Raw genomic sequence first — 17,209 nt, forward strand, 5'->3', positions numbered from 1 at the left:
TTAAATCTTGTTGCCAATCGGAAAGCCGGTCGATGCCTTTCGCACCGGCATTTCCTCGCTTGGAATGATCCAGCCATCTTTGATGGACAGGCGCACCTCGTCACCCTCTTGCAGCCGCATCGGGTCACGAATTTCAAAATGCAGGTGAATATCGGGCTTTGCGAGTGATACCGCTTCAATACGTGAGCCGCCGCCGCGATAAACGGACCGCGTGACCCGCACGGCTATGCCGCCTGTCTGGGTCAGTTGCAGATCCCCTGCCCGCACACACAGCTTTGCGTTTGCCCGCGGCATTTCGGTGCCACTGCAACGCACCTGCGCCCGGCTTCCCAATATCAGCGCCTCGCAATGGCCGCGCTCGGAAAAGGAAAGCACTTCGGCAGGCAACACCATGCCATGCGCGATAAAGGATGCGACCATTTCGCTGGCGGGTTCTTCATAAAGCCTGCGCGGCGTGTCGAACTGTTGCAGCTTGCCGTGGTCAAGCACCGCGATACGATCTGCCAGCGCCATGGCCTCGGCCTGATCATGGGTGATATAGATGATGGTCGTGCCGGTGCGCTTGTGAAAAGCGGCGAATTCATTTTCCATTGATGCGCGCAAATGCACATCGAGATTGGCCAAGGGCTCATCGAACAGCACCAGCGACGGTGCTGCGACGAGGCAGCGCGCGAGCGCCACACGCTGCCGCTGCCCGCCTGAAAGATTGGCCGGGCGGCGATCACCAAAGCCTTCAAGATCGACCAGCGCCAGGGCTTCGTTCACACGGCGTTCGCGTTCGGCCTTGGCTACTTTGGCGACCTTGAGACTATAGCCGATATTTTCCGCCACCGTCATATGCGGCCAGAGCGCGTAATTCTGGAACACTATGCCTACATGCCGCTTTTCCGGCGGCACATTGTCATTACGATCCGACACGCGCGCGTCGCCAATATGAATTTCCCCGCCATCGACTTCTTCAAAACCCGCGATCATGCGCAAAAGCGTGGTCTTTCCGCAGCCGGAAGGGCCGAGAATCGCGATGAATTCGCCATCCTTCACATCCAGCGACACACTCGACAATGCCTGAAAGCCGTTGAAGTTTTTGGAAACACTCTCGATTTTCAGTCGCGCCATGGCAGGACCCCATTTGGCAGACGCCGTGCAAACAGATTTGTAGCAAGCATCAATATGAATGTCACGGCAACGACCAGAACGGAAATGGCCGCCGCATAGGCGGAATCTCCCGCCTGTTCGAACGAAAACATGACTACGCCCAGCGTTTCCGAACCCGAAGCCCATAACAGGGCCGAAACCGTAAGTTCGCAGAACGCGGTCATGAAAATCAGGACCCCGCCTGCAAGTGTCGCCGGAGCCACCAATGGAAATATAATGGTGCGCAGCCGATAAAAAAGCCCTGCCCCCGCAATACGTGCCGCCTCCTCCATGGCCCGGTCAACCTGATGCAGCCCGGCAATGGTCGGGCGCAAGGCCAGCACGAAGAAGCGCGCCAGATAGGCGAACAGGATGATCCAGATCGTATTGTAAAGGCTGACGCCAATGATCGGCAACGGCTTGAGAAATATCAGGAGACACGCAATCGCCAGCACCACGCCGGGCAAGGCATAAGGCATTTCGGCGGCATAATTGAGGATCGGCGTCCAGCGTTTCTTGCGCCAGGCGAGCATATAGGCGAGCGGCACAGCAAGCAGAACCGCAAACAGCGCAGCCGCCAGCGATAATATGATGCTGTTGCTGAAAGCCCGCGCAGCACCCCCATGTTCCAGCAGGACGAAGCGGAAATTCTCAAATGTCGCCGTGGCGAAATTCAGTGGCACGCCGTAGGCGGGAACCAGCGCCGACAGCGTCAGGCCAATGATTGGCAGGACCAGAACGACCACGATCAGCAGCCACGCGATGAATTCCGCAACCACGCGCCAACGGCCCAGCTTGAAGGGAGCAGCAGGAAGAGATGTCGAAACAATACGAAAATCACGCCTGCGTGCAATGAAATCCTGCGTGGCGATGCCTGCCATGGCGATCAGGCCGATCAGCACCGACAATACGGCGACGCTCGAAAGAACGCTTGGTCCCCCGGTGGCAAGCCGCTGGTAGATCAATGTCGGCAGAACCAGATAATTCGACGGAATACCAAGAAAGGCGGGAATACCGAAATTGCCGACGCATGAAACAAAAGCAAGTGCTGCCGCCCCGATGATCGAAGGCGTCATCAAAGGCAGAATGATCGTATGCAATACGGTCCACTTGCTGGCGCCTGAACTCAAGCCTGCTTCAACCAGTTCACGCGGCAGCTTGCGCAGACCCGCGCGCACGATCAGGAAGACCAGCGGGCCATATTGCACGCCTAAAAGCAGAATAATGCCCCAGACCGAATAAAGCGGATTTCGGCTGCCAAGCGGCGGCGCCATGCCAAGCAGCTTCAGAAACTGGCTTGAGGGGCCGAACAGCTGAAGCCAGGCCAGCGCCGTCACCTGCGGCGCGATCATGAGCGGCGCCACATAAAGCAGAACAAAGGCATTACGCCCGCGCATGTCCGACAGGCCGACAAGCAATGCTGCCGAAATACCGAATGCGAGCGCAAGCAGGGTGCCGCCAATGCCGATCTGGAGAGAGTGCCACGTCGCCACCCATGTCGAACGGCTGGCCAGCGTTTCGATCAGGACCGAAACGGATGGCTTGCCTTGCGGGGCCACAAGCTCAATGAGCAGCCGCAGCATCGGCAACAGCGACAACACCGCCACGATCAGGGCCACACCAGCAATCAGGGCCGCATCGCGGCCCTGAATATCTCGGAACATGCGCATCGAGACGCCTTGCATTATCCGCCAAAGAGTTCAGAAAACTGCTTCTTGTCCGCATCGGTTTGCTGCAAGACCTTCTGCGTGTCAATCGACATGATCTTGATCTTCGCATCTTCCGGCAGCCATGCCGGACGGCCTACGCCTTCCTTGGCAGGCAGATAGCCCTGTTCAAGCGCCAGCTTCTGGCCATCGTCGGAAAGAATGAAATCGACGAATTTCTTCGCACCTTCCACGTTCTTGGCCGTCGCCATGATAGCAACCGGTTCGGTAACGGCAGGCACGCCTTCAGGCGGGAAAACAAACTCAACCGGCGAACCCTTGGCCTTGGCGTTGAGCGCCATGAAGTCCACGAGAATGCCATAAGGCTTTTCGCCGCTGGCCACCGATTTCAGCACTGCGCCATTGCCCTTGACGCTGGCAAGCTCGTTTTCTTTCAATTTATTGAAATAGTCCCAGCCCAGATTCTCATTGAGCGCAAAGCCGGTCAGGAGATAGGCCGCAGCACCCGAATAAAGCGGGCTTGGCATGACGACCTGCCCCTTATATTCAGCCTTGCCAAGATCGGCCCAATTTTCAGGCTTTTGTTCGGCAGCCGTATTATAGGCAATGCCGGTGGTGATGAGCTTGGAGCCAAAATAGGTCTTGTCGGCATCATAGGAATCGGCTGCAAAACCATCCAGCTTTGCTTCCGGATAAGCAAGCAGGCGATCGTCCTTCTTGAGTCCTTCCATCGTCACCGCATCGGCGATGAGAAGCACGTCCGGCTGGGGTGCGCCTGCTGCGAATTCAGCCGCAAGCTTGGTGAGGAGATCGCTGGTGCCGGAGCGGAAAATCTGCACTTCCGTATCGGGGTTGGCCTTGCGGAAAGCCTCGACCGTCTTGGTCGCGTCGGCTTCGGGCTGCGAGGTGTAAAGCATAAGCGTATCAGCCTGCGCCACGACAACAGACAGGGCAAGCAGGGCCGAAACGGCGCCAGCGCGCTTGAGCATCTTATTCATGGGATTAACTCCTCGTACATCTTGTTGATTGCGCGCGACCTGTTCGGCAGCGCCGGCATGACCGTGCTGCATACGAACAGAGACCCTGCAAATGCTGTCATAACGAGAAGCGCAATGATTCCTGTTCATAGTTCACCTGTCAAACATCTCTTGTGAAACGCCCTTCCGGCAGAATCACTCTTCCACGGAAAGGCGACTTTCAACCAAGGGATGAGTGACGACCTGCCGCATCCCTTCTTTATACGGAAGAGATGCGGATGCCATATCCGAACTGCACTTCAATTATATGACAGAACGCGCGTCCTCAGACGATAATCTCGGCAACATGCGCAATCTGTGCGCCCGCCTCGTAATAGGCTTCGCGCAAACCGCGCAAATTCTGCTCTTTCGGGTCACTCACCGGCAGAGGAAGATCGGCTTCCGTGATCTCACCCGAAACGACCTGCGCCAGATATTTGCCGAATACAGTTCCCGGTGCGATGCCGCGGCCATTATAGCCCGAAAAGCCCACCACATTGCGCGCCAGACGGTGATATTTGGGCAGGCTGTCATTGGTCATGCCGATCTTGCCGTACCATTCGGCTTCAAATTCCACATTGCCGATCTGTGGAAACAGGCGCTTGAGTGATTTCTTCGCCCATGCACGATGCACCGCAGCACCCGTATTACGCAGCGCTCCGACGCTTCCGAAAACCATCCGGCCCTGTTGATCGAAACGGAAGGACGAAAGAACTTCCTTGGTATCCCACACACCCTGCCGCTCCGGCAGGATGCTTTTCTTCAAATTATCGGAAAGCGGCTTTGTCGCCATGTTGAAATAGGGCAGATGCACCAGCTCAGCCCGCACCTCCGCCCATGGTGCATTGGTATAGGCATTGGTTGCGACGATGACCCAATCGGCGCGCACACTCCCCTTGGCGGTCTTCACCACCCATTTGCCATTTTCCTCGCTTGCGCCGATGACCGGACTGCCCGTAAACACCTGCGCGCCCGCTGCGATGGCCGCATGGGCCAGACCGCGTACATAGGCCAACGGCTGGATTGTACCCGCGCGCAGATCGAGAAGCGAGCCCGCATAGGCTTTCGTTCCCATTTTGGCTTCGGTTTCCTTCGCATCGAGCAGCTTCACATTGGCGCCGCGCCGCACCCATTGCTCATAGCGGTTCTCAATATCCTTCAGGCCCTTCCTGCCGACCGCGCAATGCAGCGTGCCCTGCTTTTCAACCTCACAGGCGATCTTGTGCTTTTCGATAAGCTCGAAAACCAGCTTTGGGGCATTACCCAGCGCTTCGAGCAGCCGGTCGCCATATTTCTGGCCCAGTACGCCCGGCAGATCATCCGGCATGACCCACATGCCCGCATTGACAAGGCCGACATTGCGTCCCGATCCGCCATAGCCGATTTCCACACCTTCCAGAACGACCGCCCTTACACCCTTTTCCGCCAGATGCAGCGCGCTTGAAAGGCCGGTAAACCCGCCGCCGACAATCACCACATCCGCCGTCAGATCGCCTTGCAGCGCGATGGTCTGTGGAGCGGCGGGGGCAGTCTTTTCCCATAGGCCGTGAGAACGTGGATCATTCAGCATGGTAGCAATCACTTCATATAATATTGGCAAAGGCCGATCACACCGGCACCATATCTATGGCATGCGGCACCCATAGCTTGGACAACGATATTTGCGCAAGAGTTCATACCCGTTCGGAATGAACCAGCCCGGAATAATCGGTGTCGCCCACCTGACCGGCAATCCACTGGCAAAACACCTGCGTGAGCGGGTTCTCAAGCTTTCCTTCCGGCACGACCAGATAATAGTCGTTCTCGGTACGCATCGGCTTTTCGAACAACAGCACCAGTTCACCGCTGCGCAATTCCTGCTCGATCAGATAAAGCGGCAAAAGAGCATAACCAAGCCCGGCAGCCGTTGCGCCGATAACCATCGAAAACTGTTCGAAGCGATGGCCGTGATAGGCGGATTTCCCCTCGACCCCGCAGCTTTCAAACCATTGCGCCCACATTTTCGGGCGCGTCGCCAGATGCAGCAGCGGCTCATCCTCCAGTTCTTCGGGAGCCGATGGATGGTGCTTCTGCAACAGGGCCGGACTGGCCACAGGCACAATGACCTCACTGCATAAGAATGTGCAGGTCGCATGGGCCCAGACCGGTTGCCCATAATGGATAGCAAGGTCGAAAGGCTGTTCCTCGAAATCGAAAACACCCGAACGCGAGGCGACATTCAGTGCGATACCGGGATGCTTGCTCACAAAATCAGGCATACGCGGCATCAGCCAGCGCGTACCGAAGGTCGGCAGGGTCGCAATGCTGAATGATGATGTCGACTGCGCCGAAGCCATGGCGCGCAACATCGTATCTTCAGTCTGGTTGAGCAGACGACGCACTTCCGGCAAAAACTTGCGGCCCGCATCGGACAGGAGAATACGCTGGCGAATCCGCTCGAAAAGCAGCACGCCAAGCTGGCTTTCGAGATCCTTGATCTGACGGCTGACAGCGCTCTGGGTGAGATTGAGCTCATGCGCTGCCTGCGTGAAGCTGCCATGCCGTGCAGCACATTCAAACGCCTGTAGCGTCGCAATGTCGGGGATCAATCTCCTGCTTAGCTTCATTCCATTCTCGCATTAACATAGTTGCGTTCGTCGCGATCATAACCGCAAAACCGCTGATATGATACATTTTCATCATAATCCAGGCATGTTCCTCCCACAATTGACATGGCCACCCCAAGATGAACCAAGTTCTACGGAAACCTTCGCAATGAACGCGCACAAATTCGTTTCGCCAGACGTCATCCGCTCTGCTTTTTCGGCAGCAATGTCGGCCATGTACAAACAGGAAGTGCCCGCCTATGGCACATTGATGGATCTCGTGGCAGACGTAAATGCCAAGGTGCTGAAAGATGACAGCCACCTGCATGAGCGCCTGACGCAAACCGACTCGCTTGAGCGTATCTCCGAGGAACGCCATGGCGCGATCCGTCTGGGTACGGCAGCCGAACTTGCCATGATGCGCCGTGTGTTTGCCGTCATGGGCATGTTCCCGGTCGGCTATTACGATCTGAGCGCCGCAGGCGTTCCGGTTCATTCCACCGCATTTCGTCCGATTGACGATGCGGCGCTGAAAATCAATCCGTTCCGCGTTTTCACCTCTTTGCTGCGTCTTGATCTGATCGCCGATGAAACGCTGCGCGCGGAAGCCGAAGAAGTTCTGTCAAAGCGCAATATCTTCACGCCGGGCGCGATTGCACTTGTCGAGAAGGCGGAAGCCGAAGGCGGTCTGGGCGATGAAGACGCCAGAAGCTTCGTCGCGGAAGTTCTCGAAACATTCCGCTGGCATGACCGCGCCAATGTCAGCACTGAACTTTATCATCGCCTGCATGATGCACATCGCCTGATTGCGGACGTGGTTTCGTTCAAAGGCCCGCACATCAATCACCTCACGCCGCGCACCCTCGACATTGACGCCGTACAGGCACAAATGCCGGAACGCGGCATCAATCCCAAGGCTGTCGTCGAAGGCCCGCCGACCCGCAAATGCCCGATCCTCCTGCGCCAGACTTCATTCAAGGCGCTGGAAGAGGAAGTCTCCTTCATCGGCGAAGATGGTGAGTGGACCCCCGGCTCCCATACGGCCCGCTTCGGCGAGATCGAGCAGCGCGGCATAGCCCTCACACCCAAGGGTCGTGCACTTTACGACAAGCTGCTCAACGATACGCGTGCCATTATTCGCCCCGCTCCCGATGGCTCCAATGCGAGCCAATATGTGAAGGCGCTTGGCGACACTTTCACTGCATTCCCGGATAATTGGGCCGATATTCGCGCACAGGGCCTTGGCTATTTTGCCTATTCGGTGAAAAATGCAGCCATGCTTGCAGCTTTCAAGCCGGATACCGATATTGAAACTCTGGTAGAAGCGGGCGCAGTCCAGTTCGATCCCGTAACCTATGAAGACTTTCTGCCGGTCAGCGCTGCCGGTATATTCCAGTCCAATCTGGGCGATGACGACGCGCAGGAATTTGTCGAAAGTCCCAACCAGAAGCGCTTCGAGGAGGATCTTGGCGCAAAGGTGCTCAATGAATTCGAGCATTATGCCCGCATCGAACGCGAATCGATCGAAGCCGTAAAGCTGCATATGCGCGGTCTTGAAGCGGCTGAATGAATGAGAGCGCATCCCGAAAAGTGGAAGCAGTTTTCGGAAAAGATGCGCGCTAAATAAAAAGGCAGAGCGTCGATCTGATGCAATCGGATCGATATACGCTCTAAAAGCAGAGAGGAAAGTCATGAACACTGCTGTCAGAAAAATCGATGTGAAAAAGGAAGCCGCAGAGCTTCTTTCCAAACTCGGCGTCGATGCTGCCATCTATACGGGCGGCGACCTTGCCGGTTTCAGCCCGGTTTCCGGCGAGCAGATTGCAGCGATCAAGTCGCACAATAAAGCAGATGCTGAAAAGATCATCGCGAAGGCCGATGAAGCCTTCCGCGAATGGCGCACGGTTCCAGCTCCACGACGCGGCGAACTCATTCGTCTGCTCGGTGAAGAATTGCGCGCCTCCAAGGAAGACCTTGGCCGCCTCGTTTCGCTCGAAGCAGGCAAAATCCCATCCGAAGGTCTCGGCGAAGTGCAGGAAATGATCGACATCTGCGATTTCGCAGTCGGTCTTTCGCGCCAGCTTTACGGCCTCACCATCGCCACCGAACGCCCCGGCCATCGCATGATGGAAACCTGGCATCCGCTCGGCGTGATCGGCGTGATTTCCGCTTTCAACTTCCCCGTCGCCGTCTGGTCGTGGAACACGGCGCTCGCCATCGTCTGTGGCAATACGGTTGTCTGGAAGCCATCCGAAAAGACCCTGCTCACCGCCCTTGCCTGTGACGCGATCTTCAAGCGCGCACTCAAGCGCTTCGGCGATGCGCCGGAAGGCGTTTCGCAGGTTCTGCTTGGCGACCGCGAAATCGGCGAAGTGCTCGTCGACAGCCCGAAAGTGCCGCTGGTTTCCGCCACAGGCTCGACCCGTATGGGCCGCGAAGTCGGCCCGCGTCTTGCAAAGCGTTTCGCTCGCGCGATCCTCGAACTGGGCGGCAACAATGCCGGTATCGTCTGCCCGTCAGCCGATCTCGACATGGCGCTGCGCGCGATTGCTTTTGGTGCCATGGGCACCGCAGGCCAGCGCTGCACCACGCTGCGCCGTCTTTTCGTGCATGAAAGTGTCTATGATGCGCTGGTCCCACGTCTTCAGAAGGCCTATGCCAGCGTTTCCATCGGCTCTCCGCTCGAAACCAGCGCTCTGGTCGGCCCGCTGATCGATAAGCAGGCTTTCGACAACATGCAGAAGGCCCTCAAGGACGCTTCCGCGCATGGCGGCAAGGTTCAGGGCGGCGAACGTGTCGATACCGGTTATGAGAACGCCTATTATGTGCGTCCGGCGATCGTGGAAATGCCAAAGCAGGAAGGCCCGGTTCTCGAAGAAACCTTCGCGCCGATCCTCTATGTGATGAAATATTCCGATTTCGACGACGTTCTGGCAAGCCACAACGCCGTTGGCGCTGGCCTTTCGTCCTCGATCTTCACTCTCGATCTTCAGGAAGCCGAACGTTTCCTTTCGGTCGAAGGTTCGGATTGCGGCATCGCCAATGTCAATATCGGCACGTCCGGCGCTGAAATCGGCGGCGCATTCGGCGGCGAGAAGGAAACCGGCGGTGGCCGTGAATCGGGTTCGGACGCATGGAAAGGCTATATGCGCCGCGCGACCAACACGATCAATTACTCGAAGGCTCTGCCGCTTGCTCAGGGCGTTTCCTTCGATATTGATTGATCTTGATAAAAGACCAAAGAAAAACCCCGCGATCCGCGGGGTTTTTTATTGGTTTTGTCTTCGTATTCGTTCGATGCATCAATCTGCGGAGATCGAAAATTATCCCATACGCTCCGATGCAAACGACCCCGGCGACGCAGGAAACACGACTGTTCGATTACCATTGAGGAACGAGCGGTGGTGGATATGGGCGTGCACGGCGCGCGCCAGCACCTGCGCCTCGACATCACGCCCGATCGAAACATAATCGGCAGCGCTCTGCGCATGGGTGATGCGGGCGACATCCTGCTCGATGATCGGACCTTCATCGAGATCGGCGGTAACGTAATGCGCCGTCGCACCGATCAGCTTCACACCGCGCTCATAGGCCTGCTTGTAGGGATTGGCACCCTTGAAGGACGGCAGGAAAGAGTGATGAATATTGATGATGCGGCCCGACATTTGCTGGCAAAGCTGATCGGACAGGACCTGCATATAACGCGCAAGAACGACAAGCTCGGTGCCTGTGTTCTCAACAATATCCATAAGGCGCTGTTCTGCTTCCGGCTTGTTGGCCTTGGTCACAGCGATATGGTGGAAGGGTATATCGTGGTTCACCACGACTTTCTGATAATCGAAATGGTTGGAAACCACGCCGACAATATCGATGGGCAGCGCGCCGATTTTCCAGCGATAGAGAAGATCGTTCAGGCAGTGACCAAAACGCGAGACCATGAGAAGTGTTTTGGTGCGATGGGCACTGTCATGAAAATCGAAATTCATCTCAAAGGGGGCCGCAACCGGCGTAAAACCTTCGCGCAGGACATCCAGCGCAACGCCTTCTTCGGAAATGAAGCTCACACGCATGAAAAAGCGGCCCGTATCCAGATCGTCAAACTGGGCGCTATCGACAATATTGCAACCTTTTCCCGCCAGATAACCGGAGATGGCGGCAACGATGCCGCGCGTGGATTTACAGGTGACGGTCAGGACAAAGTTATGCATTGGACTTCCTCTGTTTCGCAGGCACAACCACATTACGTCTTTTAAGACATGGCATGATCTCCGCCATGCCAGAATGCGTAATGCACTGACCGGATTGCGCTATCAAGACGAATTGCCAAAAACTTGCTTCATTTTGAAAAAACTCCGCCTAAACCTTAATCCGCATTGGCTTTTTCGCCCATGCGCCATGTGGCTCTGGCAAATAAATTCTCATCGAGATGCACTGCATCCATGCGCATGCCCGGTTGCAGCAAGCCGCGATCGTCAAGGCGCAGATAGCGCGCGGGATAAAGGCTTGCCATGCGCAGGGCTTCCGCGAGCGAAAGCTCAAGTTCCCTGACACCAAAACGGACTGCGGAAGCCATATCGAGGTCGGAACCGGCAAGTGTACCATCTGCCAATATCAGCTTTGAACAAATGCCGCCTGTAACCCGCGTGACCGGTCGGCCATTGATCTCGAAACCGGCCTTTTGCGAACCAACCGGCGCCATCGCATCGGTGACGAAGAAAAGGTGGCCTTCACCCCGCTTCGCCCGCAAAGCAAGGCGCAGCGCCATAGGGTCGACATGATGGCCGTCGGCAATGATGCCGCACCAGACGGCGGAATGGTCGAGTGCCGCACCGGCCAGCCCCGGCGCCCGATGGCCAATCTGGCTCATGGCGTTGAAAAGATGCGTCACGCTGCGCGCGCCCGCATCAAACAGGCCGAATGCCTGCTCCGCCGTAGCATTGCTATGACCGATACTGACGACCACACCGGCATCCGCAAGACGACGGACCTGATCTGCGGTTATTTGTTCGGCGGCAACTGTTATAACAAGCGCACCAATCTGTTCGGCGATGCGAATATAAAGCACCATATCGGCATCGGTAACGGGTCGCATCAGTTCTGCCAGATGCGCACCTTTACGCGCTGGCGCCAGATGCGGCCCTTCCAGATGCAGGCCAATAACGCCCTTATCCGACCTGGTTGCCTCAACCGCTGCTTCAATCGCCCGGTCACGAACCGCGTCCGCGTCGGTGATCAGCGTCGGCAGCAGGCCGGTTGTGCCATATTGGCGATGCGCTTGGGCGATTGCATACATCGTGTCAGGCACCGGCAGATCGTTGAGCATAAGCCCGCCGCCGCCATTGACCTGCACATCGATGAAGCCCGGCGCAAGAATGCCGCCATTCAGCCGTTCGACTACGTGGTTTGCGCCGATAGCCGCTTCAGGCAGGATGGCTTCGATCCGGCCCTCGCCAAACACAAGCGCACTTGCATCATGAAACCGCTCGCCATCAAAAATGCGCGCACCTGTGATTGCCGACTTGCGTTTCATATTGTCATTGTCACCTTGTTGAGAGGGAGCGGCTTGTCAGGGTCAAAGCTCTTGCGGCGCAACAACACCGGCTTCTTCGTCAGGCTCCGTGATGCGGAACCACGCAACGTAGAGCGCAGGCAGAAACAGCAGTGTAATCGCCGTACCGGCAATGATGCCCCCCATCATGGCATAGGCCATCGGCCCCCAGAAAACTTCGCGCGCAATCGGGATCAGCGCCAGACTTGCCGCAGCCGCCGTCAGCGCAATCGGCCTCATGCGATGCTCACTGGCCAGCACGACCGCATCCCAGGGCGTCATTCCTTCTGCGATATGTTCCTCGATCTGGACAATGAGAATAACGGAATTGCGGATCAGGATACCGGCCAGCGCCAGCACGCCCAATATGGCGACGAAGCCAAGCGGCTTGCCGCTGGGCAGAAGGGCCGCCACCACGCCGATCAATCCAAGGGGCGCAACCGCCACCACAAGGAAAAGGCGCTGAAAGCTTTGTAATTGCAGCATGAGTATGGTCATCATGACGAAGAGCATGAACGGAACGACCGCTATGATCGGTCCCTGGCTCTTGCCGCTTTCCTCGACTGTCCCCGCCGCCCTGATGGAATATCCGGCGGGCAATCTGTCGGCAAAAGCCGCCACCGATGATTTCAGATCGTTGACGATCGTGGCTGGCATCGTTTTGTCGATTATGCCCGCGCCGACGGTTATCGTCGGAATCCGCGAGCGGCGGTAAATGACCGGCTGTTCCAGCTCGTAGCGGAAATTGGCAATGGCCGCGAGCGGAACTGAACTGCCATTGCCTGTTGCTATTTGCAGGCTCTGCAATGTGTCGATGGAATCGCGCTCATGCTTTTGCGCGCGCACGATCACGTCGATCAGGTAGATCGAGTCGCGCACCTGTGTGATGGCAATGCCGCCGACAATGCCATTCAGCGTCGTCGCAATATCCTTGGAGGATATGCCGAGCTTGCGCGCCTTGTCCTGCATTACGTCGACACGGATCACCCGTTCCGGTTCATTCCAGTCATAGCTCACTACGCCAAGACGCGCATCTGCGCTCATAATACCAGCAAAATCCTGCGCAATGCCGCGCAAATTCTGAATATCAGGCCCGGAAATACGATATTGCACCGGACGTCCTACCGGCGGCCCGAGTTCAAGGAATTTCATATAGACATCGGTGCCGACATAATCCTTGCGCAAGACAGTCTCGAATTGTTGCTTCAGCCGATCACGCGCCGCGACATCCCTGGCCACCACCACCATCTGTCCGAAATAAGGATTGGCTGGCTGAATATCGAGGGAAAGAACGAAGCGGATAGTGCCCTGCCCGATATAGCTGCTCCAGTGCCGCACATCCGGATTGTCCTTGAGCACCGTTTCTTCAAAGCGCTCCATCTGCGCTTTGGTTTCGGCAATCGAGCTATTTTGCGGCAGGGTCCAGTCGAGCAAAAGCTCCGGCCGGTCCGATTGGGGGAAAAACTGCTGCTCGATAAAGCCCAGCCCGAAAACCGAAACCGCAAACAGCGCGATTGTCGTGGTGATCGTGATCCATTTGCGCCGCATCGAAACAAGCAGCACGCGCGAGAACAGTTCAAAGGAACGACTGCGTTTTTCTGTATGGTGCTTCATCGTCCGGGGCAGGAATGTCACCCCGAGCAAGGGGGCAAACAAGACGGCCACCACCCACGATACAATCAGCGATACGGCAATAACGACAAAGAGCGTATAGGTATATTCGCCGGCCTGACTTGAATTCAGGCCGATCGGAATAAAGCCTGCGATGGTGACGAGCGTTCCGGTCAGCATGGGAAAGGCGGTATGCGAATAGACATAGGTCGCCGCTGTGTTGATCGGATCGCCCCGCTCCAGCCGCGCGACCATCATTTCCACTGCAATCATCGCATCGTCCACCAGAAGCCCCAGCGCGATAATGAGCGCGCCAAGCGAGACGCGTTGCAGCGAAATATCCATCAGGGACATGGCAAGGAAAGTGATTGCCAGCACCAATGGAATCGAGAGCGAGACGACAAAACCCGCCCGCAGCCCAAGGCTGATGAAGCTCACGGCCAGAACGATGGCAACCGCTTCAAACAAGGCCCTGGTGAAGCCTGAAACGGCTTCCTGCACCACTTCGGGCTGATCCGCTACCTTGAACAGGCCAATGCCGACCGGCAGTTCGGTCATTACCTGCTGCATCAGATCGTCCAGCGCCTTCCCGAAATCGAGCAGATTGCCATTCGGCTTCATGCCGATGCCAAGGCCGATGGCATCAAGCCCGTTGGCGCGGAATATCGACACTGGCGGGTCTGCGTAGCCGCGCGTGATAGAGGCTACATCGGAAAGACGAAAAAAGCGGTCGTTCACGCGCAGGTTGACCGCGCGCAGATCGTCTTCGGAATTGAACTGCCCGCTGACACGCACGCTGATACGTTCCGGTCCGGCCTGCACCACGCCTGACGGCGTAATGGCATTCTGATCCTGCAAGGCCTGAAGAATCGCCTGCTGGTCCAGTCCGAGTGCAGCGATCTGGCGGGTCGAGAATTCCAGATAGATCGCTTCATCCTGCGCACCGATCAATTCCACCTTGCCCGCATCCGCGAGGGTCAGGATTTTGGTGCGCACATCTTCCGCATAGTCGCGAAGCTGCCGCATCGACAGCCCGTCAGCCGTAAAGGCATAAATATTGCCGAAAACATCGCCAAACTTGTCGTTATAAAACGGACCATAGACCCCATCGGGCAGGCTTGGCCGAATATCGTCGAGCATATGGCGCACTTCGGTCCAGGCGTTCGTCACCTCTTTCTTTCGGACGGAATTTTTCAGGTTGACGAAGATGATCGATTTTCCTGCCGTCGTGATGCTCCGCGTATAGTCGAGCACGGCAAGCTCTTCGAGCTTCTTTTCGAGCCGGTCAGTGACCTGATTGATGGTTTCATCGATGGATGCGCCGGGCCAGTTGGCCTGCACCATCATCGTCTTGACGGTAAATTCCGGGTCTTCGGCACGGCCAAGATCAAGATAGGAAAAAAGCCCCGCCACCAGAAAGACCAGCATGAAATACCACACCAGCGAACGATGGTTCAAAGCCCAGTCGGACAGGTTGAAACCCTTTTTCACAGGCCATTTCCTTTCGCATCCAGCCGGACTTTCTGCCCTTGCGAAAGCTCGTGCACCCCGGCCGTCACCACATAGCTGCCAATTCCCACATCGCCAGCGACAAAGCTCTCGCCCCTTTGCTCGACAACCTGAACATCCTGCAGCTTTACAGTCTGCGTTTTGGGGTCGATGACCCAGATCGACGTCTTCCCGTCTTTTTCAAGCAAGGCCTGCATGGGCAGCAGCACATTTTCCTTTTCGGATGTCGCCAATGTGGCCCGGATCGTCGCCCCAAGCCGGAAACCTTCAGGAGGATGATCGAGCGCGACGCGCACACGGCGCGTGCGTGTCCGCGCATCGGCCTGCGGCGCAACCTCGCGCACACGGCCCTGCCCGGTGACGCTCGGGTCGGCCTGCAACTGAACGTTGAACGGCGTTCCGGCTATAAAATATTCCGTCATACTATCGGGTATATCGAGCACCGCCTCACGAATATCCGGCCTTGCAACGCTCATCACCGGCTGGCCTGCGGAAACCACCTGACCGACCTCGGCATTGATCTGGGAAACGACGCCGTCATAATCCGGGCTCAAAATCGCATAGCCACGCTGATTTTGTGCCTTGCGCAATCCGGCCTGCGCTTTTTCCAGATTGGCCTGGGCGCTGTCATGCGCCTGCTTGGCCGCATCATAATTGGCTTGCGAAATGTTTTTCCCTTCCAGCAGGATGCGCTGGCGCTCCTCGCTCGCTGCCGCATTGGCATATTGTGCCTGGGCGCTGGCAAGGTCCGCCTTGGCCGATTGCACCGCAAGGTCGAGCGCGGAAGGATCAAGCATTGCCACCATGTCGCCCTTCTTGACCAGATCGCCGACATCGACCGGGCGGGCAATGATGCGTCCAAGCACACGAAATGCCAGATCAGTCGAATAGCGCGGCTCGATTGTCCCGGCAAAGCCCATAAGCTTTGCCGGTTCAGGCGCGACAATCACATAAAGGACCGGCCTGACTGCCTCTTCATGCCCGGGCCTTTCCTCCTCCTTGCCGCATGCAGCAAGCACGACAAGCACACTCAGAACCACAAACCGGCAAAAGAACCTGATTGCCTGCTTCATGGGCGGTCCGCCTCCTGCAGGCCCTGCACGATTTCGGTCTGCTCACCCGTGCGCAGCAACTGCGCGCCATGCGTTACGATCAATTCACCTTCACCCAGCCCCGCGCCAATAATGACCCGCTCGTTCTCGTAAGCCAGAACCCTTACCGGCACCAGCGTCGCCACATGGGTATCCTTCGTCACCCGCCAGACGGCAGTGCGGCCCGCATCGGACGTCATGGCGCTCCATGGCACGATGATCACTTTGTTCAGGTCCATATGAACCGTACCCGTCACCGTTGCGCCCAGCGCCATGCGCTCGGGCGTTTCGGCAATGGCGACTTTCACCCGGACCGTACCCGTCTGCGCATCGACAACCGGAGAGATTTCGCGAATTCGGCCATCCGCCGTCACGCTTTCATCCGACAGCAGGGCCAATGTCACCCCCATGCCGCTTCTGGCATGGTTGACGAGCGTTTCCTGCATATCGAAAATCGCATCACGCGCGCCGTCTTCCGCAATGGAAAATGCCGTTTGCGCGGCCTGGACGACCTGCCCCGTTTCGATATTGCGTGCGGTGACAACGCCCGATACCGGCGCATGCAGTTCGGTATAGGATAATTCATCACGCGCATTGCCCAACTGGCTTTGGGCATTCACCAGCATGCTCTGCGCCGTGCGAAATACCTGCTCGGCCTGATCATACTGGCTGCGCGTCGTAAAGCCTTGTTCGAGCAAGGTCCGCTGGCGCCTGAAATTGGCCTCGGCCTCTTTAAGCTGTGCGCGCGCCGCATCTTGCGATGCCTGCGCAACCCGTATATTCGCCCGTTGCTCCAGATCGTCGAGCCGCGCGAGCAACTCGCCTTTTTCGACATGCTGGCCGACTTCGACCATGCGTTCCACCACCTGGCCATTGACCCGGAAAGCGACATTGACGAGCGAGCGTGCGGCGATAAAGCCCGATAGCGTCAGCTTGGGCTGATAATCGCCGAATTTGCTCTCCATGACCGTGACGGGAACGATATTAAGCGAATCCGATTGCGCCGGAATGCACGGCAAAACAAGGCCCATGACGCAGAAAAGCGTAT

Annotated in this window: 12 protein-coding genes; 2 read left to right on the plus strand and 10 right to left on the minus strand. The window is 57.1% G+C overall.

What is annotated here, in order from left to right:
* The 5 genes from DKP76_RS14070 to DKP76_RS14090 form a co-directional block, all read right to left on the minus strand.
* On the minus strand, positions 1-1,116 hold the full coding sequence (locus DKP76_RS14070) for an ABC transporter ATP-binding protein (protein WP_109707429.1): 1,116 nt from the start codon (positions 1,114-1,116) through the stop codon (positions 1-3).
* The gene (locus tag DKP76_RS14075; RefSeq protein ID WP_109707554.1) at positions 1,104-2,804 is read right to left on the minus strand and encodes an ABC transporter permease; all 1,701 of its coding nucleotides are present in this window, start codon (positions 2,802-2,804) and stop codon (positions 1,104-1,106) included. Before DKP76_RS14075 ends, DKP76_RS14070 begins: the two co-directional genes overlap by 13 nt.
* A 14-nt stretch (positions 2,805-2,818) precedes the next feature.
* Positions 2,819-3,799, minus strand: a complete 981-nt coding sequence (locus tag DKP76_RS14080; RefSeq protein WP_109707430.1) for an ABC transporter substrate-binding protein — start codon at positions 3,797-3,799, stop codon at positions 2,819-2,821.
* Positions 3,800-4,103: 304 nt separating this feature from the next.
* Positions 4,104-5,387 (minus strand): NAD(P)/FAD-dependent oxidoreductase, encoded by a 1,284-nt coding sequence (locus DKP76_RS14085; protein ID WP_109707431.1) that lies wholly within the window; start codon positions 5,385-5,387, stop codon positions 4,104-4,106.
* 103 nt (positions 5,388-5,490) lie between these two features.
* Positions 5,491-6,423 (minus strand): LysR family transcriptional regulator, encoded by a 933-nt coding sequence (locus DKP76_RS14090; protein ID WP_109707432.1) that lies wholly within the window; start codon positions 6,421-6,423, stop codon positions 5,491-5,493.
* A gap of 148 nt (positions 6,424-6,571) precedes the next feature.
* Between DKP76_RS14090 and hglS the strand changes: the two genes are divergently transcribed.
* Both hglS and amaB read left to right on the plus strand, forming a co-directional pair.
* Positions 6,572-7,972 (plus strand): 2-oxoadipate dioxygenase/decarboxylase HglS, encoded by a 1,401-nt coding sequence (hglS, locus tag DKP76_RS14100; protein ID WP_109707433.1) that lies wholly within the window; start codon positions 6,572-6,574, stop codon positions 7,970-7,972.
* A gap of 121 nt (positions 7,973-8,093) precedes the next feature.
* Positions 8,094-9,626, plus strand: coding sequence for an L-piperidine-6-carboxylate dehydrogenase (amaB, locus tag DKP76_RS14105; RefSeq protein ID WP_109707434.1), 1,533 nt, complete (start codon positions 8,094-8,096; stop codon positions 9,624-9,626).
* Between the two features lie 99 nt (positions 9,627-9,725).
* On the opposite strand, the gene purU is transcribed toward amaB, so the two are convergent.
* The 5 genes from purU to DKP76_RS14130 all read right to left on the minus strand — a co-directional run bounded on the left by purU (position 9,726) and on the right by DKP76_RS14130 (position 17,192).
* The gene (purU, locus tag DKP76_RS14110; RefSeq protein WP_109707435.1) at positions 9,726-10,610 is read right to left on the minus strand and encodes a formyltetrahydrofolate deformylase; all 885 of its coding nucleotides are present in this window, start codon (positions 10,608-10,610) and stop codon (positions 9,726-9,728) included.
* A gap of 155 nt (positions 10,611-10,765) precedes the next feature.
* Complete coding sequence (nagA, locus tag DKP76_RS14115; protein ID WP_109707436.1) at positions 10,766-11,932, minus strand: N-acetylglucosamine-6-phosphate deacetylase; 1,167 nt, start codon at positions 11,930-11,932, stop codon at positions 10,766-10,768.
* A gap of 42 nt (positions 11,933-11,974) precedes the next feature.
* Positions 11,975-15,052, minus strand: coding sequence for an efflux RND transporter permease subunit (locus DKP76_RS14120; protein WP_109707437.1), 3,078 nt, complete (start codon positions 15,050-15,052; stop codon positions 11,975-11,977).
* Positions 15,049-16,143: an efflux RND transporter periplasmic adaptor subunit gene (locus DKP76_RS14125; RefSeq protein ID WP_109707438.1), complete on the minus strand. Its 1,095-nt coding sequence runs from the start codon at positions 16,141-16,143 to the stop codon at positions 15,049-15,051. Before DKP76_RS14125 ends, DKP76_RS14120 begins: the two co-directional genes overlap by 4 nt.
* Positions 16,140-17,192, minus strand: a complete 1,053-nt coding sequence (locus tag DKP76_RS14130) for an efflux RND transporter periplasmic adaptor subunit (RefSeq protein WP_245410245.1) — start codon at positions 17,190-17,192, stop codon at positions 16,140-16,142. Before DKP76_RS14130 ends, DKP76_RS14125 begins: the two co-directional genes overlap by 4 nt.
* Between the last annotated feature and the right edge of the window lie 17 nt (positions 17,193-17,209).

It is taken from the genome of Falsochrobactrum shanghaiense (assembly GCF_003149535.1).
GTDB lineage: Bacteria > Pseudomonadota > Alphaproteobacteria > Rhizobiales > Rhizobiaceae > Brucella > Brucella shanghaiense.

Bases quoted from the DNA above. Each gene is read 5' to 3' on its own strand.
- hglS (WP_109707433.1), top strand. From the start codon at position 6,572: ATGAACGCGCACAAATTCGTTTCGCCAGACGTCATCCGCTCTGCTTTT.
- DKP76_RS14125 (WP_109707438.1), bottom strand. From the start codon at position 16,143: ATGAAGCAGGCAATCAGGTTCTTTTGCCGGTTTGTGGTTCTGAGTGTG.
- purU (WP_109707435.1), bottom strand. From the start codon at position 10,610: ATGCATAACTTTGTCCTGACCGTCACCTGTAAATCCACGCGCGGCATC.
- amaB (WP_109707434.1), top strand. From the start codon at position 8,094: ATGAACACTGCTGTCAGAAAAATCGATGTGAAAAAGGAAGCCGCAGAG.
- DKP76_RS14075 (WP_109707554.1), bottom strand. From the start codon at position 2,804: ATGCGCATGTTCCGAGATATTCAGGGCCGCGATGCGGCCCTGATTGCT.
- DKP76_RS14090 (WP_109707432.1), bottom strand. From the start codon at position 6,423: ATGAAGCTAAGCAGGAGATTGATCCCCGACATTGCGACGCTACAGGCG.
- DKP76_RS14070 (WP_109707429.1), bottom strand. From the start codon at position 1,116: ATGGCGCGACTGAAAATCGAGAGTGTTTCCAAAAACTTCAACGGCTTT.
- DKP76_RS14080 (WP_109707430.1), bottom strand. From the start codon at position 3,799: ATGAATAAGATGCTCAAGCGCGCTGGCGCCGTTTCGGCCCTGCTTGCC.
- DKP76_RS14085 (WP_109707431.1), bottom strand. From the start codon at position 5,387: ATGCTGAATGATCCACGTTCTCACGGCCTATGGGAAAAGACTGCCCCC.
- DKP76_RS14130 (WP_245410245.1), bottom strand. From the start codon at position 17,192: ATGGGCCTTGTTTTGCCGTGCATTCCGGCGCAATCGGATTCGCTTAAT.
- nagA (WP_109707436.1), bottom strand. From the start codon at position 11,932: ATGAAACGCAAGTCGGCAATCACAGGTGCGCGCATTTTTGATGGCGAG.